Origin of the sequence: Saprospira grandis DSM 2844, assembly GCF_000275825.1 — a bacterium.
Taxonomy (GTDB): domain Bacteria; phylum Bacteroidota; class Bacteroidia; order Chitinophagales; family Saprospiraceae; genus Saprospira; species Saprospira grandis_A.
This window is the reverse complement of the sequence record NZ_JH719942.1, coordinates 3,166,854-3,188,986: the sequence shown is the minus strand read 5'-3', so window position 1 is coordinate 3,188,986 and position 22,133 is coordinate 3,166,854. Positions and strand designations below refer to the sequence as shown.

Here is a 22,133-nt window from a genome sequence, read left to right as displayed (position 1 = left end):
GTTTTTTCTTGGTTTTTGCAAGGGCAAAGGGGCACAAAAGAAAAGGTCACCGAAGGTATTCGGTGACCTCTTGGCCCAGAAGGGCAATATAATTTAGTAACGGTAGTGTTCAGGTTTGTAAGGACCTTTGACTGTTACGCCGATATATTCGGCTTGTTCTTGGCTAAGTTCTTCTAGTTCTACGCCAATTTTGGCTAGGTGTAGGCGGGCTACTTCTTCATCGAGATGTTTGGGTAGCATGTATACATCTTTGCCGTACTCATCGGTATCGCGTTTGGTCCAAAGTTCGATTTGGGCCAAAGTTTGGTTAGTGAAAGAGTTTGACATCACGAAAGAGGGGTGTCCAGTAGCGCAGCCCAAGTTCACCAAGCGGCCTTCGGCCAAAAGGATGATATCATTTCCTTCGATGTTGTAGAGATCCACCTGAGGTTTAATTTCTACTTTAGTGCTTCCGTAAGTTTTGTTCAACCAAGCCATATCGATTTCGTTATCGAAGTGGCCGATATTACAAAGGATAGTTTTATCATTCATCATACGGAAATGCTCTTCGCGGATGATATCTTTGTTGCCGGTAGCGGTAACAATGATATCGGCACGAGGGATAGCATTGCTCATTTTTTTCACCTCAAAACCGTCCATAGCGGCCTGAAGGGCACAGATGGGGTCGATTTCGGTAACGATCACGCGGCAACCAGCACCACGCAAAGAAGCGGCAGTACCTTTTCCTACATCACCGTAGCCACCTACAACAGCTACTTTACCGGCCAACATAATGTCGGTAGCACGGCGGATAGCATCTACAGCAGACTCGCGGCAGCCATATTTGTTATCAAACTTAGACTTAGTTACAGAGTCGTTTACGTTGATAGCAGGCATGGGCAAAGTCCCTTTCTTCACGCGCTCATATAGGCGGTGTACCCCTGTAGTGGTTTCTTCAGAAATACCGAATACGCCTTTGGCCATTTCGGGATATTTGTCCAAAACTACATTAGTCAAATCTCCACCATCATCTAGGATCATGTTCAAGGGCTGGCCATCTTTAAAGCTACGTAGAGTTTGCTCTAGGCACCAGTCATACTCTTCTTCGGTCATGCCTTTCCAAGCAAAAACGGGTACACCAGCGGCGGCGATAGCGGCAGCGGCTTGATCTTGAGTAGAGAAGATGTTACAAGAAGACCAAGTTACATCGGCGCCAAGGGCGACCAAAGTCTCGATCAAAACAGCGGTTTGGATAGTCATATGCAGGCAACCTGCAATGCGAGCTCCTTTAAGAGGTTGGCTCTCTCCATATTTCTCACGCAGAGCCATCAAGCCGGGCATTTCTGCTTCGGCTAGGGTAATTTCTTTGCGGCCCCAGTCGGCTAGCGAGATGTCTTTTACTTTGTAGTTCAACTTATTTACTGTTTCCATTCAGTTAAAAACTAGATTGAGTGATAAAATCAGCACAAAAGTACAATTTTATCCCTGATTTACAAAATATCTTAAGCTATTGATTATCAAAGCTAATCATTCTTCAGTACGATACGGTAGCGGGCCTTGCCGGCTTCCAAATGGGCGATAGCCTCATTGATTTGGCTCAGGGGGAACTCCATAAGCTTTTACGCTCATGTTTTTGGGCGTATGTATTCTCTAAAGAGAAAAACGCTCAAATTGTTTAGGCCAAAAGGAGACCTAAGTACAAAAAAAAAGAGCCCAAAAACTGGACTCTTCTATACTTTATCGGCAGCTAATTAGCCTTGGATGCTCAACAACTCCAACTCAAAAATGAGGGTAGCGTGAGGAGGAATATCATTTCCTGCGCCATTGGCACCATAAGCCAAGCCAGAAGGAATATATAGGCGCCATTTTGAGCCTACAGGCATCAATTGCAAAGCTTCTTGCCAGCCCTGAATCAAGTTACCTACAGGGAAAGTAGCAGGCTGTCCGCGCAATACAGAACTGTCAAATACTTTTCCGTTGAGTAGACGACCTTCATAGTGAGCGACTACAGTATTTTGAGCCGTGGGGATATCGCCATTGCCTTCTACCAATACCTCATATTGCAAACCACTCTCGCGGCTAACAATTTCCTCGCGCTTAGCATTCTCTTCCAAGAAGCCCTTTTCTTGCTCTACAGATTCTGCAGCCTGAGAAGCAGCAATACCTTGCATGTAGGTTTGTACCGCCTGAGAAGCAGCTTGTAGCTCTTCATTAGTTGCAGACATGCCAAAAATAGCTTGGATACCTTGACCCATTGCTTCTACATCCATATCCTGAGGATTCACCTGATTGGCGAGATTGCTACCAAGCAAAAGCCCAATTTGATAACTAAGTTCTTTCATAAGTTGATTTCTATTGTATAAATTCTGCCGCAATGATACAAAAAAGCGCTCGCTATCCCAAGGATGCAAGCGCTCTTTCTAAATTCTCTGGCCTTTACTCTATCGCCAGTAGTTCTACCTCAAAAATGAGGGCCGAGTTGGCCGGAATTTTACCCGCCGCTCGCTGACCATAGCCCAAATCAGCCGGTATATAAAGCTTGTATTTGGCTCCTACAGGCATGAGTTGCAAACCTTCCTGCCAGCCTCTAATCACATTGCCCAAAGGAAAAGAAATAGGCTTCCCTCGATCTACAGAACTATCGAAAACAGTTCCATCAATCAAGGTCCCATGATAATGCACCTTCACTTTATTATTGATGCTCGGCTTACCTCCAACACCCTCCTTAAGAACCTCATACTGCAAACCCGATTCGGTCACTTTGACCTTAGAACGCTTGGCATTTTTAGCCAAAAAATCTTGGCCCTTTTTTAAGTTAGCCTCGCCAGCCTTGGCCTGCATCTCCTGAAAAGTCTTATTGACTAACTGCTGTGCCGCCGCTTGGTCCATCAAAGGCTTCTCATCAGCATCCATCGCAGCTCGCAATCCAGCCAATAACTCTATGACCTCTACATCACTGTACTCCATCCCCATGGCCTTGAGGTTACTCCCCAAAAGCATCCCATAAGCATAGCTAAAATCATCCCCTTTAGGAGCCGATTCCTGGTTAATCACGGGAGCGGTAGGCGCCGCCTGTGCTGGCTCTCCGCAAGATTGTAGCCCATAACTGGCAGTAAACAAACCTGCCGCAAAAAGAAGACGAGTCGTCCATTTCATACTATATCCTGTTTTATATTTTTTACTATTTTCTCCCCTAATTTACCAAAAATAATTCCATTTGCTCATGTCTGCCCTCCCAGATTAGCGGAAGATTAACAATCTGCTGTTTTTTTGGGGCCTCCGCCTCCCTTCGGTCGTCGGCGCTACGTTTCGGGGCTCGCAGGGCTGCTCGGCCCTGCAGGCAGGCTGCGCCTGCCTTTGGTCTGCGGCTGCGCCGCCCCCCTGCACATCGCTAGGCCAAGGCAGACGCCTAGGCCAATTCCCCAAAGCTTAATAAGGATCTACATCAATGACTACTCTCAGCCCACTTAGGCCATCTTTTTGCCGTAGCAGCTCCTGCATATCTCTAATTTTGTCTTTGGCCGCCCGCAGGCTTTTTCCTCCTCGGCCCAATTTGATTAAGAGGTCCATAAGGTAGTAGGTCCGCACCCTAGCAATAGAGGGCTCGGCTGGCCCCAGCACCCGATTGCCCAAACGAGATTGCAAAAACTTGGCCCCCCATTCTGCCGCCATCAGCAGTTGGTCCCGCTTTTTATGCTTAAACTGAATCTTAATCAAGCGTTGAAAAGGCGGATACTTAAAGCTGCGGCGCTCGGCTAGTTCCCTTTGCTGAAACTGCTGAAAATTGTGCTGCAACACTTCTCGCAAAATTTCATGCTCGGCCTGATAAGCTTGAATAAGGACTCGGCCCTGCTTTTTTTTCCGTCCAGCTCTTCCCGCTACCTGCGTCATGAGCTGAAAGGCGCGTTCATTGGCCCTAAAATCTGGAAACTGCAGCATTTGGTCCGCCGATAAGACGGCAACTAGGCCCACATTGTCAAAGTCTAGGCCTTTAGTGACCATTTGCGTTCCAATCAGGACATCTATTTGTCCATCGGCAAAGCGGTTAATCAGGCGGTCATGTCCATTTTTCCCCCGAACTGTATCCCAGTCCATCCGCTCTAGGCGAGCATCGGGCAAAAAGATTTGGAGTTCATCCTCAATCTTTTCTGTTCCAAAACCGATGATTTCTAGTTCATGGCTACCGCAGGCATCGCAGCTTTTGGGCAAAGCCCGCTGATAGCCACAATAGTGGCAGCGTAAGTTATTGCTATACTTATGGTAAGTCAGGCTGACGTCACAATCCTTGCACTCTGTGGTCCAGCCACAACTTTTACAGCGGTATAGGGGGGCATATCCTCGGCGATTTTGGAACAAAATCGCCTGTTCTCCATTGGCCAATGTTTCTTTGAGTGCATCTAGTAAATGGCCCGAAAAAATGCCGTGCATACGTTTTTCGCGTTGCTGCTCGCCAAGGTCTACAATTTCTATTTTTGGGAGGGCCAGGCCTCCAAATCGCTGATCTAATTGGACCAAGGCGTATTTCTCCTCCAAAGCATTCTGATAGCTTTCTAGAGAAGGCGTGGCCGAGCCCAGCAAAATATTTGCTCCATGCAGATGGGCCATAAATACGGCTGTATCTCGGGCATTATAGCGTGGAGCGGGGTCTTGCTGCTTATAAGAGGGGTCATGCTCTTCATCGACTAAAATGAGGCCCAAAGACTGAAAGGGCAAAAGCAAGGCCGAGCGAGCCCCTAAGATAATGGGAACGCCTTCTTGTACCGCCCGCCAGATTTCTACTCTTTCGTTATTATTAAACTTAGAGTGGTAGACCAGAATTTGGTCCCCAAAATGTTTTTGCAGGCGGCCCACAATTTGGGCGGTTAGGGCAATTTCGGGCAGCAAATATAAAACTTGTTGTCCTTGCCCTATATAATGCTCCATTAACTCGACAAAAACCTGTGTTTTTCCGCTACCCGTTACCCCATGTAGCAAAACGGCTTTTTTATTAGCAAAATGCTGCAGGCAGCTTTCGTAGGCTTGTTGTTGTTGTTTGGAGAGATCATAATTTCCCTCGGCCTCGCCATCATAATCATCTAGGCGAGACAATTCTTTTTGGTAGATGGTAAAGATGCCCTTATCGACTAATTTTTTGAGCAGGGCGCTATCTATTTTGGCCCTTTCGTATAATTCTTTTTTGCGAACTTTTTTTTGTTCTCGGCCCAACTGCATAAAGGCCATGAGGGTATCTATTTGTTTATGGGCTCGGCTACCAATCACATCAAAGGCTTCTTTTATGCTGCTGGGATTGTTTAGTTCGTAGGGCGGGGCCAAGGCCACCCAATCTTCCATTTTGGGTTTATAGCGTTCTTGCAGCTCTTCTTTGAGTTGGACCAACTGTTTATCGAGCAGTGACTTTACTAACTTGTGGACCGACTTAAGTTTGAGCATTCGTTGGATATCGCTCAGGCTGAGTTCGCCTTTTTTTTGCAATTGCTCGATGACCAATGCTTCATCGCCTGGCAGTTCTTGGTGGAGTTGCATCCAAGGTTTGGCCTCATAGTTTTCGGCTAGTAACAATTTGCTTTCTCCGGCTAATTTGAGGCCAGCGGGCAAGGCGGCGGCCATTAGTTCGCCCATACTACAGAGATAATAAGTGGACATCCATTCCCAGAGGCGGAACTGCTCTTCGGTGACTATGGGAAAATCGTCTAGGACCGAAATGATGGGGCGGGTTTGGTAGGCGGGTTTTTCTTCTGTAATGGAGTATACTAAACCAGCATATCGGCCTTGTCGCCCTAATTGGACCTCTACTCTTACGCCCTTTTGCAGCCATTCTTTGAGGTGAAAGGGGACCGAATAGGTATATAATTTAGCTAAAGGCAGGGGCAGAATAACCTCGACATAGGTTCCTTTTTTTTCTGCGCCTCCACCAGATTCAAAGAGGTCTAACAAACTAGATGCGGACATAGGCGGTATCATAAATTTATGAGTGGCGAATATAAGGAACTCTAGACAGAAGCGCAGAACTCCTTTTGGCTAAAAGAGAAAAAAGGCGAGTTTGTTTAGGTGGGGAAGCCACAGCGGAGCGGGGGCATTTGGCCTAGCGATGTGCAGGGGGGCGGCGAAGCCGCAGACCCAGCCGCCAAAGGCGGCGCAGGGCCGAGCAGGCCTGCGAGCCCCGAAACGTAGCGCCGCAAGGCGAAGCCGCAGCGGAGGCCCCAAAAAAGGCCCTTATCTGGCAGCAAACTGGCTTTAAAATATACGGCTCTCTAAATATTAAGAAATATTTAAATTGAGTAGGAATTAGTTTTATACTCTATTATTTACTAGACTTTTGTTGATGGGCAAGGTCCTTTTTATTAGTTGAAAAGACTTGATTATAAAAATGCAAATTCAGGAATTTTCACGTTCTTTAGACAAGGCCGGGGATAATTGCAACTGGCCAACTATTATTCATCTCCCCCTAATTTACTACAGCATGCATAGAAAAATAGCTTACTTTTTCACCCTTTACCTTCTATTGTCCCTGAGTTGGGGTCTAGAAGCGCAGATTGCCTATTTGGATGTTCCGGATCAGACCTTAACGGTGGGGCAATCGGCCACTTTTGATTTAACCTCGGATGGGGATAATGAGATTAACATCTCGGTTAACATGAGTGGGAGTACCTTTATCACCTTTACTCGGCCGGCATTAAATTCGGGCGTAAGTCAGACGGCCACCTTACAATTATCTGGGCCAAACATCCGAAAATTGGCGGCTGGGGATGTAATTGGGCCGAGTTCGGGGACCTATACGGCGGGTTCTACTTTTTTTTGTTCCGCTTGTATTCAGGCGCTTTTTCCTTGGGCCGCACCACCATTTAATGATTTGTATGTGGGCTTTCGGTTTATACGAAACTCGGGGAGCACGCATTATGCCTGGGTTCGGTTAGATGTACCCTCTGCTGCCAACACGGTAACGATTAAGGATTTTGGCTGGGAACAAACGCCTGACACCGCCATTATTGCGGGGGCGACAGGGCAGGTTTTGGTCAATCAGATTCTGGTCTATGGGCAAGGCGGGCAAAATACGATTAGCACGCCAAACGGGACCCTTCAGATGCTGGCGACGACCACACCTACAAACGCCACAGATACCACTAAAAACTGGACGACCAACAACAACAGTATTGCTACGATTAACTCGACGACAGGTTTGTTGCAGGCGGTGAGTAATGGTACCGTTCGGGTATTTGCCACGGCCAATGATGGCTCGGGCGTATCTGGTTTTGAAGATATTGTCATTTCAGGGCAATTTAAGCCCGTCAGTAGTATTCAGATTGGGGGACAAGGCGGGGCAAGCTCTGTAATTTCTACCCAAAACCTACAAATGACCACTTATGTTTTACCGACCGATGCCACAGATACCACAGTAAGTTGGGGCGTCATCAATGGAACGGGAACCGCTACGATAAATACCTCTGGAGTATTGACAGGAGGAAATCCGGGAACGGTTCAGGTCACGGCCACGGCCAATGATGGTTCGGGCAACTCGGCCACGGCCAATATTACGGTAGACCCTTTGCTAGTGTCTAGTATATCGGTACAAGGACAAGGCGGGGCCAGTAATGTGCAGGCCTCCTCTAGTTTACAGATGGTTGCCACGGTTAGTCCGAGCAATGCCACAAATACAGGCCTAAGTTGGTCGGTGAATAACCAAACGGGTTCTGCCACCATCAATCCGAGTACGGGAATGCTATCGGCTGGAAGTCCCGGCACGGTAGAAGTTTGTGCCACGGCCAATGATGGTTCTGGCGTAGTGGGCTGTACGGTCATTACTGTAGATCCGATTTTGGTCTCTAGTATATCAGTACAAGGGCAGAGTGGGCAAACGAATGTACAAGCTACTGCTAGCTTACAGATGTTGGCCACGGTTAGCCCAGCCAATGCCTCTACCCCATCCGTCAGTTGGTCCGTAATTAACGGAACAGGAACGGCTAGTATTAACAGCTCTGGTTTATTGACTGGCGGAAACCCAGGAACGGTTCAAGTTTGTGCTACCGCCAATGATGGCTCGGGTATTTCGGATTGTGTGACGATTACGATTGATCCCATTTTGGTCAGCAGTATTAGCGTGCAGGGCCAGGGAGGAGTGAGTACTGTTCAATCTTCTTCTACATTACAAATATTAGCTACGGTTGGTCCAGCCAATGCTTCTAATCCATCGGTTAGCTGGTCCGTAACCAACGGCACAGGAACCGCCACCATTAACGGTGCTGGTCTATTGACTGGCGGAAACCCTGGAACGGTGCAGGTTTGTGCTACCGCCAATGATGGCTCGGGTATTTTGGATTGTGTGACGATTACGATTGACCCTATTTTGGTCAGCAGTATTAGCGTGCAGGGCCAGGGAGGACTGAGTACTGTTCAATCTTCTTCTACATTACAAATATTGGCCACGGTTGGTCCAGCCAATGCTTCTAATCCATCGGTTAGTTGGTCCGTAACCAACGGAACGGGAACCGCCAGCATTAACGGTTCTGGTCTATTGACTGGCGGAAACCCAGGAACGGTGCAGGTTTGTGCTACGGCCAATGATGGCTCGGGTATTTCGGATTGTGTGACGATTACGATTGATCCCATTTTGGTCTCTAGCATTAGCGTGCAGGGACAGGGAGGACTGAGTACTGTTCAATCTTCTTCTACATTACAAATATTGGCTACGGTCAGTCCTGCCAATGCTTCTAATCCTTCGGTTAGTTGGTCTGTAACGAACGGAACGGGAAGCGCCACCATTAACGGTGCTGGTCTATTGACTGGCGGAAACCCAGGTACGGTTCAAGTTTGTGCTACGGCCAATGATGGATCGGGCGTTTCGGATTGTATGACGATTACGATTGACCCCATTTTGGTCAGCAGTATTAGCGTGCAGGGACAAGGAGGAGTAACAGCTGTTTCCTCTTCTGCTAGCTTACAGATGTTGGCCACGGTTGGTCCAGCCAATGCTTCTAATCCATCGGTTAGCTGGTCCGTAACCAACGGCACAGGAACCGCCACCATTAACGGTGCTGGTCTATTGACTGGCGGAAACCCTGGAACGGTTCAAGTTTGTGCTACGGCCAATGATGGCTCGGGCATTTCGGATTGTGTGACGATTACGATTGATCCCATTTTGGTCTCTAGCATTAGCGTGCAGGGACAGGGAGGACTGAGTACTGTTCAATCTTCTTCTACATTACAAATATTGGCTACGGTCGGTCCTGCCAATGCCTCTAATCCATCGGTTAGTTGGTCCGTAACAAACAGCACAGGAACCGCCAGCATTAACGGCTCTGGTCTATTGACTGGCGGAAACCCAGGAACAGTTCAAGTTTGTGCTACCGCCAATGATGGCTCTGGCATTTCGGATTGTGTGACGATTACGATTGATCCCATTTTGGTCTCTAGCATTAGCGTGCAGGGACAAGGAGGAGCGACTAATGTGTCCTCTTCTGCTAGCTTACAGATGTTGGCCACGGTTGGTCCAGCCAATGCCTCTAATCCATCGGTTAGCTGGTCTGTAACGAACGGAACGGGAACCGCTACCATTAACGGCTCAGGTCTATTGACTGGCGGAAACCCAGGAACGGTTCAGGTTTGTGCTACCGCCAATGATGGCTCGGGTATTTCGGATTGTGTGACGATTACGATTGATCCCATTTTGGTCAGCAGTATTAGCGTGCAGGGCCAGGGAGGAGCGACTAATGTGTCCTCTTCTGCTAGCTTACAGATGTTGGCCACGGTTGGTCCAGCCAATGCCTCTAATCCATCGGTTAGCTGGTCTGTAGTCAACGGAACTGGAACCGCCAGCATTAACGGCTCAGGTCTATTGACTGGAGGAAACCCAGGAACAGTTCAGGTTTGTGCTACGGCTAATGATGGCTCGGGTATTTCGGATTGTGTGACGATTACGATTGACCCCATTTTGGTCAGCAGTATTAGCGTGCAGGGACAAGGCGGAGCAACAGCCGTTTCCTCTTCTGCCAGCCTACAGATGTTGGCCACGGTTGGTCCAGCCAATGCCTCTAATCCATCCGTTAGCTGGTCCGTAACCAACGGAACGGGAACCGCCACCATTAACGGCTCTGGTCTACTGACTGGCGGAAACCCAGGAACGGTGCAGGTTTGTGCTACCGCCAATGATGGCTCGGGTATTTCGGATTGTGTGACGATTACGATTGACCCCATTTTGGTCAGCAGTATTAGCGTGCAGGGGCAAGGCGGAGCGACTAATGTTTCCTCTTCTGCTAGCCTACAGATGTTGGCCACAGTTGGTCCTGCCAATGCTTCTAATCCTTCGGTTAGTTGGTCTGTAACCAACGGCACAGGAACCGCCAGCATTAACGGCTCAGGCCTATTGACTGGCGGAAACCCAGGAACGGTGCAGGTTTGTGCTACCGCCAATGATGGCTCGGGTATTTCGGATTGTGTAACGATTACGATTGACCCCATTTTGGTCAGCAGCATTAGTGTGCAGGGACAGGGCGGAGCGAACAGCATACAAGCTGGCTCTAATCTTCAGATGGTGGCTGCCATCAGTCCCGCCAATGCTTCCAATCAGACGGTGGTATGGTCGGTAAACAATCAGACAGGTACTGCCAACATTGATCCCAATACAGGGCTGCTATCTGCAACTACGGCAGGAACTGTAGAAGTTTGTGCCACGGCCACAGATGGCTCTGCTGTATCTGGCTGTACAGTAATTACGATTAACACAACAACTATCCTTGTCAGTGCAATTAGCGTACAGGGGCAAGGAGGAAATAGCAATGTACAGACAGGGGCCAACCTACAGATGGTGGCTACCGTCAGTCCTGCCAATGCTTCCAATCAGACGGTAGTTTGGTCGGTAACAAATCAGACAGGTAGCGCCACAATTGACCCTAATACGGGTCTACTTACAGCAGGCAGTGCGGGAACTGTAGAAGTTTGCGCCACGGCCACAGATGGTTCTGGCATTTCAGGCTGCACAACAATTACTGTTTTGACGGCAGTAGTGGCCGTAAGCAGTATTAGTGTACAAGGCCAAGGGGGACAAAGCAACCTTACTTTAGGAAATAACCTACAGATGGTAGCAACGGTTAACCCCGCTAATGCAACCAATAATAGCGTAAGTTGGTCGGTCAATAACCAAACGGGAACAGCTAGTATTGATCCCCTAACAGGCCTCTTAAGCGCTACCGCTGAAGGTACCGTAGAAGTCTGTGCCACGGCCAATGATGGTTCTGGCGTTTCGGGATGTACGATTATTACGATTGACCCCATTTTGGTCAGCAGTATTGCGGTGCAAGGCCAAGGGGGAGCTACTAATGTTGCTTCTTCTTCTAACTTACAGATGTTGGCGACGGTTAGTCCAAGCAATGCCTCAAATAACTCGGTTAGTTGGTCCGTAAATAACCAGACAGGAACGGCCACGATTAACCCTAGTACAGGTGTTTTGACGGCAGGTAATCCCGGTACGGTAGAAGTTTGCGCCACCGCCAATGATGGCTCTGGCGTTTCGGATTGTATTATTATTACCATTGACCCCATTTTGGTTAGTAGTATTGCTGTGCAAGGCCAAGGAGGAGCTACAAATGTACAAGCCAATGCCAGCTTACAGATGTTGGCGACGGTTAGCCCAGCCAATGCTTCTAATCCTTCGGTCAGTTGGTCCCTAATCAACGGAACAGGTACTGCGACAATTAACAGTGCTGGCCTCTTGAGCGCAGGAAATCCAGGTACGGTTCAGGTTTGTGCTACCGCCAATGATGGCTCGGGCATTTCGGATTGTGTGACGATTACGATTGCCCCCATTTTGGTCAGCAGCATTAGCGTGCAAGGACAAGGAGGAGCTACTAATGTTGCTTCTTCTTCTAACTTACAGATGTTGGCCACGCTTAGTCCAAGCAATGCCTCCAATAACTCGGTTAGTTGGTCCGTAAATAACCAAACAGGAACGGCGACAATTAACCCCAGTACAGGCGTTTTGACCGCAGGTAATCCCGGTACGGTAGAAGTTTGCGCCACCGCCAATGATGGCTCTGGCGTTTCGGATTGTATTGTTATTACGGTTGATCCTATTTTAGTGTCTAGCATTACGGTGCAAGGACAAGGGGGGGGCACTAGCGTCACCGCTTCGGCTAGTTTGCAGATGTTGGCCACGGTTAGTCCAAGCAATGCCTCTAATACAACAGTAAACTGGAGCGTGACGAACCAAACAGGAAGCGCAACGATCAATAGTGCTGGACTTTTAACCGGAGGAACTCCTGGTACAGTAGAAGTTTGCGCAACAGCTACTGATGGCTCTGGAATTTCTGACTGTATTATTATTACGGTAACAACAAATACCGTTTTCGTCTCTAGCATTGCTGTGCAAGGACAAGGGGGACAAACGAACCTCCTTGCTGCAGGCAACTTGCAAATGCTAGCTACGGTTAGCCCAAGCAATGCCTCGAATAACTCGGTCAGTTGGTCGGTGAATAACCAAACAGGAACAGCTACCATTAACCCTAGTACAGGCGTTTTAACCGCTGGTAACCCCGGTACGGTAGAAGTTTGTGCTAGCGCCAATGATGGCTCGGGCGTTTCTGATTGCATCATCATTACGATTGATCCCATTTTGGTCTCTAGCATTACGGTGCAAGGCCAAGGGGGAGCTACTAACGTTACCGCTTCGGCTAGTTTGCAGATATTGGCTACGGTTGGCCCAGCCAATGCCTCCAATAACTCGGTTAGTTGGTCCGTAAATAACCAAACAGGAACAGCCACGATTAACCCTAGTACAGGCGTTTTGACCGCTGGCAATCCCGGTACGGTAGAGGTTTGTGCTACCGCCAATGATGGCTCGGGCGTTTCTGACTGTATTGTGATTACCATTGATCCCATTTTGGTCTCTAGCATTACGGTGCAAGGCCAAGGGGGAGCCACTACAGTTTCTACCGCTTCTAGCCTACAAATGATTGCGACCGTTAGTCCAAGCAATGCCTCGAATCCAAATGTTAGCTGGTCGGTCAATAATCAGACGGGCTCCGCAAGTATTAGTGCTTCTGGTGTATTGAGTCCTAGCTCGGCAGGAACCGTAGAGGTTTGTGCTACAGCTACTGATGGCTCGGGCGTTTCGGATTGTATTGTTATTACAATTACAAATACCTTTATTCCCGTTACGGCGATTAGTGTACAGGGACAGGGAGGAACTAACAGCATCAATTCGGGGGCAAGCTTGCAGATGCAGGCTACGGTGAGTCCCGCCAATGCTACAAACCCTAGCGTGAGTTGGTCGGTCAATAACCAAACAGGAACAGCGACCATCAACCCCACAACAGGACAGCTCATTGCTGGAAACCCAGGAACGGTAGAAGTTTGCGCCACCGCCAATGATGGCTCGGGCGTAGTGGGTTGTACCATTATTACAATCAATGCCATTTTGGTCTCTAGCATTTCTGTACAAGGGCAGGGCGGCGCCACTAGCGTTCCAGCCAATGCCAGTTTGCAAATGCTGGCCACGGTTAATCCCGCCAATGCAACAAACAATAGTGTGAGCTGGTCGGTCAATAACCAAACAGGATCAGCAACAATTAACCCCAGTACGGGCGTTTTGACTGCGGCTAGTCCTGGTACCGTAGAGGTTTGTGCCAGCGCCAATGATGGCTCGGGCATAACAGACTGTATCATGATTACCATCGATCCCATTTTGGTCAGCAGCATTGCTGTCCAAGGCCAAGGCGGCGCCACTAGCGTTCAAGCCAATGCCAGTCTGCAAATGATCGCTACGCTAACGCCCTCCAATGCCTCGACCCCCTCCGTCAACTGGACGGTCACCAACCAAACGGGAACAGCAACCATCAACCCCAGCACCGGGGTCTTGATGGCGGGCAGCCCCGGTACGGTAGAGGTTTGTGCCACAGCTACTGATGGCTCTGGCGTAACAGACTGTATCACGATTACAATTGATCCCATTTATGTGACGGCTATTAGCGTACAGGGCCAAGGCGGACAATCCTCGATTACCACCCTCAATGGCAACTTACAAATGCTGGCTACGGTAACGCCTAGCAATGCCTCGAACCCTACCGTAGTTTGGTCGGTAAATGATCCTACAATAGCCACAATTGATCCTAATACTGGTTTATTGACAGCGGTAAGTAATGGTTTGGTGACCGTAACGGCCACCGCTACCGATGGCTCTAATGTCTTTGGCTCCACCATTATTACGGTCAATAATCAGTCGGTGATGGTGCAAACGATTTTGGTCAATTCTCAATCGGGAATAGATCATATTACTAGCAATGCCGGAAGTTTACAGATGATCGCCACAATCCTTCCAACTAGTGCCAATAACCAAAACGTCAACTGGTCGGTATCCAATAGCAGTATTGCCAGCATCAATGCTACGGGCGTGCTACAAGCACTAACCAATGGCGTAGTTACGGTAACTGCTACGGCTACTGATGGCTCGGGCGTTTCGGGAAGCAAACAGATTACGATTAGCAACCAAGGCGGACAGGGACAGATTCTGGTCTCTTCTATTCAGGTGCTTTCTGCTGGCGGAAATACGGAGATTAACTTGCCCAACGGGACTTTACAGCTCTTTGCAGTGGTTTCTCCAACTAATGCCGATAATCAAAATGTGAGTTGGTCGGTCTCCAATACTTCGGTGGGAACCATTGACCAATCTGGCCTCCTTACCGCTAGAGGCAATGGCCAGGTCTTGGTCGTGGCTTCTGCTCAAGATGGCTCTGGCGTTTCGGGTTCTATTCTCATCGAGGTGAGTAATCAACCCACGGGAACAACTCCTATTGCGCTAACTGATGGACAATATCGGATTTATCCGAACCCGCTTCAGGAGGTCCTAAATCTAGAGTTGGAGCTGCCCAATGCGGCCCCAGATGCTCGCTTACAGATTTTTGATTTTGCCGGGCGCTTATTGCTTGATCGCCAGCTAGACCTCCCTGAAGGCTTCTCGAATACTCAGCTTCAGCTTCCTGCCAACTGGCCTTCTGGGCTCTATTTCCTACAATTACAAACGCCTAAGGGGCAGCTCTTGGGCCAAAAGCTACAAAAACCATAAGCTAGCTGTTCTATAATTTGAAAAAGCCTGTTCGCTATTTGCGGATGGGCTTTTTTGTTTTTGGGGCCTCCCGCAGCAAGCTGCGGGCGCTACGCTTTGGGGCTCGCAGGTCTGCTCGGCCCTGCGGCGGCTTTGCCGCCTTGGTCTGGCCTGACGGCCACCCCGCCGCATCGCTAGGCCTGCGGCCCTTCGGGCCTGTAGGACGATTTTTTGGAGCAGTCCATCAAAGTCTTGATGTACGTTTTCGCAAATTCCGAATAGCGTCCTCCAAATGGAATATGCCGTTTTGCAGTTGCAGAATAGCGTCCTCCAAATGGAATATGCCGTTTTGCAGTTGCAGAATAGCGTCCTCCAAATGGAATATGCCGTTTTGCAGTTGCAGAATAGCGTCCTCTAAATGGAATATGCCGTTTTGCAGTTGCAGAATAGCGTCCTCTAAATGGAATATGCCGTTTTGCAGTTGCAGAATAGCGTCCTCTAAATGGAATAGGGACTATTCAGGATTTTGTGTATTAGAATAAAAATTGGGCCTTTAGCTGCTTAGGATTTGGCCAATAGTCGCCTAGGGACAAGCCCCTAGGCAGCTTCTTATTGTCTAGGGCCCTGGGCTGAAGCCCAGGGTTGCGGACCTATGCAAACTAGCGGGCTAAAGCCCTTGTTTGCTAACGAGACTTAGGGGAATGCCCCCCTCGAAGGAGGCGATAGCCATTTTTAAGCCGCCCTATGGCCGAAGGCCAAACGGCCTAGCGATGTGCAAGGGTGGCCGTCAGGCCAGACCGAGCCAGCTTCGCTGGCGAAGGGCCGAGCAGACCTGCGAGCCCTGAAACGTAGCGCCGCAGCTTTGCTGCGGAGGCCCCAAAAAAAACTGCTGCAACAAAAATGTTACAGCAGTTGATAAACAGTAGTTTCAAACTACTTACTTCACAATATCCAAAAGCTCAATTTCGAAGACCAAAATAGAGTTGGCGGGAATTTTTGGGCGGCCTTGGGGGCCATAGGCCAAGCCAGAGGGAATATAGACTCTCCATTTGGCGCCAGTGCCCATCATGGGCAAAACCTCTTGCCAGCCCTTAATTACGCCCTGGATGGGAAATTCGGCGGGTTGGCCACGGTCTACAGAGCTGTCAAAAACAGAACCGTCTAGCAAAGTACCGTGGTAGTGTGTGCGCACCTTATCCGTAATAGCGGGTTTTGGTCCTTTGCCCTCTGTGAGCACTTCATACTGGATGCCAGAAGGCAGGCTAATGATCTTATCATTTTCCTTGGCATTTTTTTCAAAAAACACCTTTTCCTCGGCCTTTACCTTTTGGGCCACTTCGGCCTGCATCTTTTGGTAGGCTGTATTGATAATCTGCTGAGCATTTTCGCCGGTCATGCTAGGCGCGCCTTCAAAAACAGAGGCAAAGCCCTTATTGAAGCCCTCAAAGTCAAAGCTATTGCCATCGAGCATTCCTTGTGATTTTACATTAAAGCCCACCATAAATCCAAACTCAGGCGAGAAATTCTCGGGGGCTTGGGGCATAGGGTTTCCAGATTGCTTGGCGGCGGCACAGCCTCCCATATATTGTTGGATTTTTGGACCAACTGTTTGCATTTGGAAAGGCTCCTCTCCTTTCATGGCTTTTTGGAAATTTGCTGTAAACTCAGCAACATTCAAGACATCGGCAGTAATGCCTGCGCCATTCATGAGGTCGCTAGCGATATATACGCCAAAGGCCTCGCCCAAATTGCCGGCAAGAGCGGGGGCATCGGTAGCGGCTTTTTCTTCCATTTGCTCTAGGTTTTCGCCTAGTTCTGCGGCGCCGGCTTTTTGTTTATCTTCTGTACAGCCAACAAGGCCCAAACCAGCTGCTAGAGCCAGTACTAAAAACTGTTTTTTCATTTTATTTAGGATTATTATTTTAGTTGATAGAAAGCAACTCAATTTCGAAAATCAGGATAGAATTAGGGGGGATATTGCCTACGGCTTGGCTACCATAGCCCAAAGCAGAGGGGATATACACCTTCCATTTAGATCCTGTGGGCATCAGTTGGAGAATCTCCTGCCAGCCTTGGATCACGCCACCGACGGGAAAAGTAGCGGGTTGGCCGCGATCTACAGAGCTATCGAAGACCGTTCCATTGGTAAGCATACCATGATAGTGAGTAGTCACGCTACTTTCTGCGGTGGGTTTTTCGCCTTCGCCAGCTGTTAAGACTTCATATTGAATACCTGACTCTAGGGTAATAATATTCTTTTTATTTTTGGCATTGTCTGCAAACCAAGTTTTTTCCTCGGCCAGTTTGGCTTCTGCTTGAGCGGCTTGTACGGCCTCCATGCGGGCCATAAAGCGTTCTTGGGCTTGGTCCATCATTTCGGGATCTAATTCAGCTTCTAGGGCCTTCATGATACCTGCGGCAATTTCTTCTGCAGACAAAGAGTCTTTGGGGATGCCTTGCATAGCAATGCTAGCGCCCACCAAAAGGCCATAATTATAGCTAAGGCCCAGGCTATCTACCTGTACTGTTTTTTGTTTTTTTCTACGCTTTTTCTTGCGTCTTTGGGCCGAGGCCTCGGGAGTCATGCTCAACATGAGGAAGAGGAGCAAAAGAGCGGTGCCCCAAGAAGAGGCATTCATAGATAATTTCATATAAAGATAGGATTGTATGCTGCTGCTGTAGGGATGGCCCTAAAGGCCATAAAACAGAAGGCTCGTCTGTCCGGAAAGGAGCAAAACGAGCCTTAGCATAGTGAAAGTTATGATTTAGGCCTTAACTTCTTGGCCATATAGTAGTGCTCGCTGTTCCTTAACGCTAGGATCGCGGAGATAATCATCATAAGGCATCAGCTTATCGATAATTCCGTTGGGGGTAATTTCAATAATTCTAGTGGCAATAGTTTGCATAAACTGATGATCTGAAGAAGTAAAGAAGATATAGCCGGGGAACTCCACCAAAGACTCATTGAGCTTTGTGATTGATTCTAGATCAAGGTGAGAGGTGGGTTCATCCAAAACCAGGGCATTTCCTTCTTCTAGCATGAGGCGCGAGAGCAAACAACGCACTTTTTCTCCTCCAGAAAGGACCTTAGCTGACTTTTGCGTTTCTTCTCCAGAGAAGAGCATACGGCCAAGGAAGCCACGGATAAAGGTTTCGTCTTTTTCTTCAGAATATTGGCGCAACCAATCTACTAGATTGAGGTCTACATCAAAGTAGTGATTATTTTCGTTGGGCAAATAAGAGGGGGTTACGGTAACGCCCCAGTTAATGCTGCCCGAATCGACTTTGAGGTTCTGCTCTCCAGCCAAGCACTCTAAGAACTTAGAGACGGCCAAGCTATTTTTGGACAAAAAGGCAATTTTTTGGTTTCTTTGGACGGTAAAGTTGACCTTATCAAAAAGGACCTCTCCGCCTAGGCTCATCTTAAGGTCGCGCACCTCTAGGATTTGGTCACCTACCTCACGGTTTTGCTTAAAGATAATACCGGGATAGCGGCGAGTAGAAGGCTTAATTTCGTCTAGGTTGAGTTTCTCCAAAGCCTTTTTCCGAGAAGTAGCCTGTTTGGCCTTAGAGGCATTGGCTGAAAAGCGCTGGATAAACTCGGTGAGTTCCTTGCGTTTTTGTTCTGTCTTTTTATTCTTATCGGCCATTTGGCGAGCGGCCAACTGGCTAGACTCATACCAGAAGGTATAGTTACCGGTATGTAGATTGATTCGCATACGGTCTACATCGGCGATATGTGTACAGACGGCATCGAGGAAGTGACGGTCGTGAGAAACCACAATAACTGTATTTCTAAAGTCAGCTAAGAAATCCTCCAGCCACATGATTGTTTCTGCATCCAAGTCGTTGGTTGGCTCATCGAGAATCAACACATCGGGATTACCATAAAGGGCTTGGGCCAATAATACCCGCACTTTTTGGCTGGTATTGAGTTCTTTCATGGGCTTATGGTGTAGTTCTTCGGCTACGCCCAAATTGCTTAGGAGTTCGGCTGCATCGCTTTCTGCAGACCAGCCGCCCATTTCTTCAAAATTGGCGCTTAGTTCTCCGGCGCGCATACCGTCGGCCTCGCTAAAGTCGGGCTTGAGATAAATTTGGTCTAGCTCTACTTTGGTATCGTACAACTTTTTGTGGCCCATCATGACCGTATCTAAAACGGCAAATTCATCATAGGCGAAATGGTCCTGTTTAAGCACAGACATTCGTGTACCGGGTTCTAGAGAAATTTGCCCGGTGGTGGCATCTAGCTCTCCGGATAAAATTTTCAGGAAGGTTGATTTTCCTGCTCCATTGGCCCCAATAACGCCGTAGCAATTGCCGGTAGAAAAAACAACATTCACCTCATCAAAAAGGATGCGTTTACCGAAACGCATAGAAAGATTGCTGACAGTTAGCATTTATGGTTGGTTTGTGGCGGTGTTCAAATGATTTCACTTAGTTGGCCGCAAAGTTACTGATTTATCATTGGATTTCCTGATATCCAATTGAATTTAGCAGTTTTGGGAGGGAAGTTATTGTTTTGAGGGCTATTTAGCTCTGCTTAGTCCTTTTATTGGTTCTTTTTAGGGCTAAAGCTGGAGCACCAAAAATAGCTAATGCTCCATCTCTTAGTAGAGAACTTATTCCCTTCATTTTAAACGTAAGTATGCCTTTTCTATTCAAAAGACAAATTGAGACGAGTTTAGTTAGACTATTAGTTTGTTTATCCTTATTTGCTCCCTTTTACCATTTACATGCACAAACTCCATGGCAAAAACAGCTGAGGACGAAGAAAGAAAAACTTTCTAGCTTAGAATATATCTATGCTCAAACAGACAGGACAATTTATAGTCCTGGAGAAACTATTTGGTTTACGGCCTATTTATTTGGGGCTCAAAAAGGGCTGGCGCCTCCGTCTCAATATATTTACGCTCAACTTATTGGTCCAGATGGGGCTGTAAAGGAAGAATATCGTTTAGAGGTAGTTGATAGAATGGCTAGAGGTTATTTTCAGCTAGCTGAAGCGGCAGCAATAGGCGGTTATCAACTTCAATTGTATAGCCAATGGCAAAAAAACTTTGGTACAGCCCTCTTCTTCAAAAAAGAGCTAAAAATAAAGTCTTTAGGTCCTTCATCAGAGCAAGCTATTAGCAGTCAAAGAGAAAAACAAGAGAAAATTCAACTGCAGTTTCACCCAGAAGGGGGCTACTTACTTGCAAACTGTACTAACCGCTTAGCAATAAAAACGGTAGATAAAAAAGGCCATAGTATAGCTATTAAAGCAGTCCTGCTCAACCAGAAAAAGGAGGTCCTAACCCAATATGAAACTTATCATGCGGGAATTGGAAGCTTAGTATTTAGTCCGCAGCAAAATGAAACTTATACGCTTAAGGTCCTAAGCCCTATAGAAGAAGAATACCCCCTGCCTAAAATTAGAAACAAAGGGCTACATTTGAGCTACTTAAAGCAAGAAAATCAAGTTTTAAGCATTAACATCTTTAGTACTAAGCAAAGGCCTGTAGAACTACTTATAGAGCAGGCTGAAGGGTTGCTACTACAGAAAAAGCTAGAACTAAAAAAGGGGAATCAACAATACGATATCCCCTTAAAAGACGGCCAAAAAGGCTTGGCTCAATTAAGTCTTCGTAAAGTAAAAGGCCCTAAACTCCTACAAAGGATATTTTTTCTGCAGCAAGAAGAGGTACAGTATTTAGTCCATAAAAAGCTCGACTACAAAAAGGATAGTTCGCTCTTAAGGCTCCAACTAAAAGATGCCGATAATCGACCACTGCAAGCACAACTATCATTTGCTCTAACCATAGAAGAGGAAAAAAGGCCTCGAGATGACGAACATCTTTTATCCTACAGCTTACTATCTATACCTTTAAGTATTCCAATTGAGCAAGCTGGTTTTTATCTAAATAAGGCCAACCCAAAAGCAGATAGTGCTCTGGATAATTTACTGCTTAGCCAGAGCTGGGCAGCGCTGCATCCACTTCAGCCTGCTCAAGCAAAGATTAAACTTAGTTATCCGGCAGAGGTAGGCGGGCAATTAAGAGCCCTACTATTTTGGCGCAAACTTCCGCTGGCCCACAAAAAAGTTGCTATTTATGATAGTAGTGGAACAAAACTCCTCCAAAAAATAAAAACAAATGCTCAAGGCGAAATCTATTGGGAAGAGGATGAATTTCAGGAAGACCTCATCGTAAAAATTCATCATTATGGCTACCGGCTTTCTAAAAAGATTTATTACCGTCCGCCCTGCCCTCATTACAGTAAAACAATTACAAAAAATGCAGGCCTATCAAATCAACTAAGTGCAAAGGTTCTCGATTATAAAGGAGAGCCTATGTACTATCTGTTTATAGATCTCTATAGAGAAAATGAATGTAAGACCATTCAAACTAGTTGGGATGGGACCTTTAAGCTAGATTCTTTAGTCCCAGGGCGCTATGATTTACACATTAGAGGAAGAGAGCATGAAGATCTATTCTTTAATAATATTTGCTTAGCTGCAGATGATAGCCTCCAACTAACAGTCTCCTATGAAGGCTTGGGGCTAGAATCTAAATCAGAAGTTAATTCGGAACCACGCATACGCTACCTCTACGCTGCTTATACTAAAGCAGAAATTGAGTCTTGTCCTCCAAACCTCAATGATCCTATTAGCTATAATGGTTCGATTAGCGTGGAAGAAGGCATTGAAAGACGCCCAGCCTTCTTAGGAGAAGTTGGAGAAGCATCTAATTATGCGGCCTTCTACAGAGCAGAAGGAAAAGCCTACTATTACGAAACGAATTCCAAATACCGTGAATCTCAACCTTATTTGCGTTTTCATATCCCATCTTCTGGATTAAAATGGCTTAATGCACAGCATGGGAGCCCTAATGTATTTCCTTCTCGTCCCTTTTATCCAGAAAACAATAAAACCATCCTTTGGCAAGCTAAAATTGAGACCAACGAACTAGGACAGCTAGATATCCCTTACCCCAAAAGCCCAGAAAAATATCGTTTAATCATAGAAGGTATCGGCAAAAATGGTGAGTTAATTTACTGGGAGCAGCAGCTTTAGCCAAACTTCCCCTAAGCCGCTTCTAAGCAACGAATGCTCATTTGGCTGAGGGATGGGGAGGGGGGCCGCAGG

Annotated in this window: 10 protein-coding genes; 3 read left to right on the top strand and 7 right to left on the bottom strand. The window is 47.4% G+C overall.

Annotated elements, in window-relative coordinates:
- Nucleotides 1-93: 93 nt before the first annotated feature.
- The 4 genes from ahcY to priA all read right to left on the bottom strand — a co-directional run bounded on the left by ahcY (nt 94) and on the right by priA (nt 5,928).
- Nucleotides 94-1,410, bottom strand: coding sequence for an adenosylhomocysteinase (gene ahcY, locus SAPGRDRAFT_RS14440; protein WP_002659990.1), 1,317 nt, complete (start codon nt 1,408-1,410; stop codon nt 94-96).
- Nucleotides 1,411-1,730: 320 nt separating this feature from the next.
- A complete protein-coding gene (locus SAPGRDRAFT_RS14435; protein ID WP_002659989.1) occupies nt 1,731-2,321 on the bottom strand; it encodes an FKBP-type peptidyl-prolyl cis-trans isomerase in 591 nt (196 codons plus the stop codon).
- A 94-nt stretch (nt 2,322-2,415) separates the two neighbouring features.
- The gene (locus tag SAPGRDRAFT_RS14430) at nt 2,416-3,135 is read right to left on the bottom strand and encodes an FKBP-type peptidyl-prolyl cis-trans isomerase (protein WP_002659988.1); all 720 of its coding nucleotides are present in this window, start codon (nt 3,133-3,135) and stop codon (nt 2,416-2,418) included.
- A gap of 273 nt (nt 3,136-3,408) precedes the next feature.
- Nucleotides 3,409-5,928, bottom strand: a complete 2,520-nt coding sequence (gene priA / locus SAPGRDRAFT_RS14425; RefSeq protein ID WP_002659987.1) for a replication restart helicase PriA — start codon at nt 5,926-5,928, stop codon at nt 3,409-3,411.
- Between the two features lie 511 nt (nt 5,929-6,439).
- On the opposite strand from priA, the gene SAPGRDRAFT_RS14415 reads away from it, so the two are divergent.
- Both SAPGRDRAFT_RS14415 and SAPGRDRAFT_RS23765 read left to right on the top strand, forming a co-directional pair.
- Nucleotides 6,440-15,028, top strand: a complete 8,589-nt coding sequence (locus SAPGRDRAFT_RS14415; protein WP_253271333.1) for an Ig-like domain-containing protein — start codon at nt 6,440-6,442, stop codon at nt 15,026-15,028.
- A 271-nt stretch (nt 15,029-15,299) separates the two neighbouring features.
- Nucleotides 15,300-15,425 carry a hypothetical protein gene (locus tag SAPGRDRAFT_RS23765; RefSeq protein ID WP_301280495.1) on the top strand — a complete coding sequence of 42 codons (126 nt, stop codon included), beginning with the start codon at nt 15,300-15,302 and terminating at the stop codon, nt 15,423-15,425.
- 519 nt (nt 15,426-15,944) lie between these two features.
- Here SAPGRDRAFT_RS23765 and SAPGRDRAFT_RS14410 read toward each other — a convergent pair.
- From SAPGRDRAFT_RS14410 to SAPGRDRAFT_RS14400, 3 genes are all read right to left on the bottom strand, one after another.
- Nucleotides 15,945-16,910, bottom strand: coding sequence for an FKBP-type peptidyl-prolyl cis-trans isomerase (locus tag SAPGRDRAFT_RS14410; protein WP_002659985.1), 966 nt, complete (start codon nt 16,908-16,910; stop codon nt 15,945-15,947).
- A 19-nt stretch (nt 16,911-16,929) separates the two neighbouring features.
- Nucleotides 16,930-17,658: an FKBP-type peptidyl-prolyl cis-trans isomerase gene (locus tag SAPGRDRAFT_RS14405; protein WP_071530175.1), complete on the bottom strand. Its 729-nt coding sequence runs from the start codon at nt 17,656-17,658 to the stop codon at nt 16,930-16,932.
- 114 nt (nt 17,659-17,772) lie between these two features.
- On the bottom strand, nt 17,773-19,407 hold the full coding sequence (locus tag SAPGRDRAFT_RS14400) for an ABC-F family ATP-binding cassette domain-containing protein (RefSeq protein WP_002659983.1): 1,635 nt from the start codon (nt 19,405-19,407) through the stop codon (nt 17,773-17,775).
- A 248-nt stretch (nt 19,408-19,655) separates the two neighbouring features.
- Between SAPGRDRAFT_RS14400 and SAPGRDRAFT_RS14395 the strand changes: the two genes are divergently transcribed.
- The gene (locus tag SAPGRDRAFT_RS14395) at nt 19,656-22,061 is read left to right on the top strand and encodes an MG2 domain-containing protein (protein ID WP_002659982.1); all 2,406 of its coding nucleotides are present in this window, start codon (nt 19,656-19,658) and stop codon (nt 22,059-22,061) included.
- Nucleotides 22,062-22,133 lie beyond the last annotated feature (72 nt).

What these genes read in the sequence shown, in the direction of transcription:
- ahcY (WP_002659990.1), bottom strand. Translation starts at nt 1,410, where the DNA reads ATGGAAACAGTAAATAAGTTGAACTACAAAGTAAAAGACATCTCGCTA.
- SAPGRDRAFT_RS14430 (WP_002659988.1), bottom strand. Translation starts at nt 3,135, where the DNA reads ATGAAATGGACGACTCGTCTTCTTTTTGCGGCAGGTTTGTTTACTGCC.
- SAPGRDRAFT_RS14415 (WP_253271333.1), top strand. Translation starts at nt 6,440, where the DNA reads ATGCATAGAAAAATAGCTTACTTTTTCACCCTTTACCTTCTATTGTCC.
- SAPGRDRAFT_RS23765 (WP_301280495.1), top strand. Translation starts at nt 15,300, where the DNA reads ATGGAATATGCCGTTTTGCAGTTGCAGAATAGCGTCCTCCAAATGGAA.
- priA (WP_002659987.1), bottom strand. Translation starts at nt 5,928, where the DNA reads ATGTCCGCATCTAGTTTGTTAGACCTCTTTGAATCTGGTGGAGGCGCA.
- SAPGRDRAFT_RS14410 (WP_002659985.1), bottom strand. Translation starts at nt 16,910, where the DNA reads ATGAAAAAACAGTTTTTAGTACTGGCTCTAGCAGCTGGTTTGGGCCTT.
- SAPGRDRAFT_RS14405 (WP_071530175.1), bottom strand. Translation starts at nt 17,658, where the DNA reads ATGAAATTATCTATGAATGCCTCTTCTTGGGGCACCGCTCTTTTGCTC.
- SAPGRDRAFT_RS14435 (WP_002659989.1), bottom strand. Translation starts at nt 2,321, where the DNA reads ATGAAAGAACTTAGTTATCAAATTGGGCTTTTGCTTGGTAGCAATCTC.
- SAPGRDRAFT_RS14395 (WP_002659982.1), top strand. Translation starts at nt 19,656, where the DNA reads ATGCCTTTTCTATTCAAAAGACAAATTGAGACGAGTTTAGTTAGACTA.
- SAPGRDRAFT_RS14400 (WP_002659983.1), bottom strand. Translation starts at nt 19,407, where the DNA reads ATGCTAACTGTCAGCAATCTTTCTATGCGTTTCGGTAAACGCATCCTT.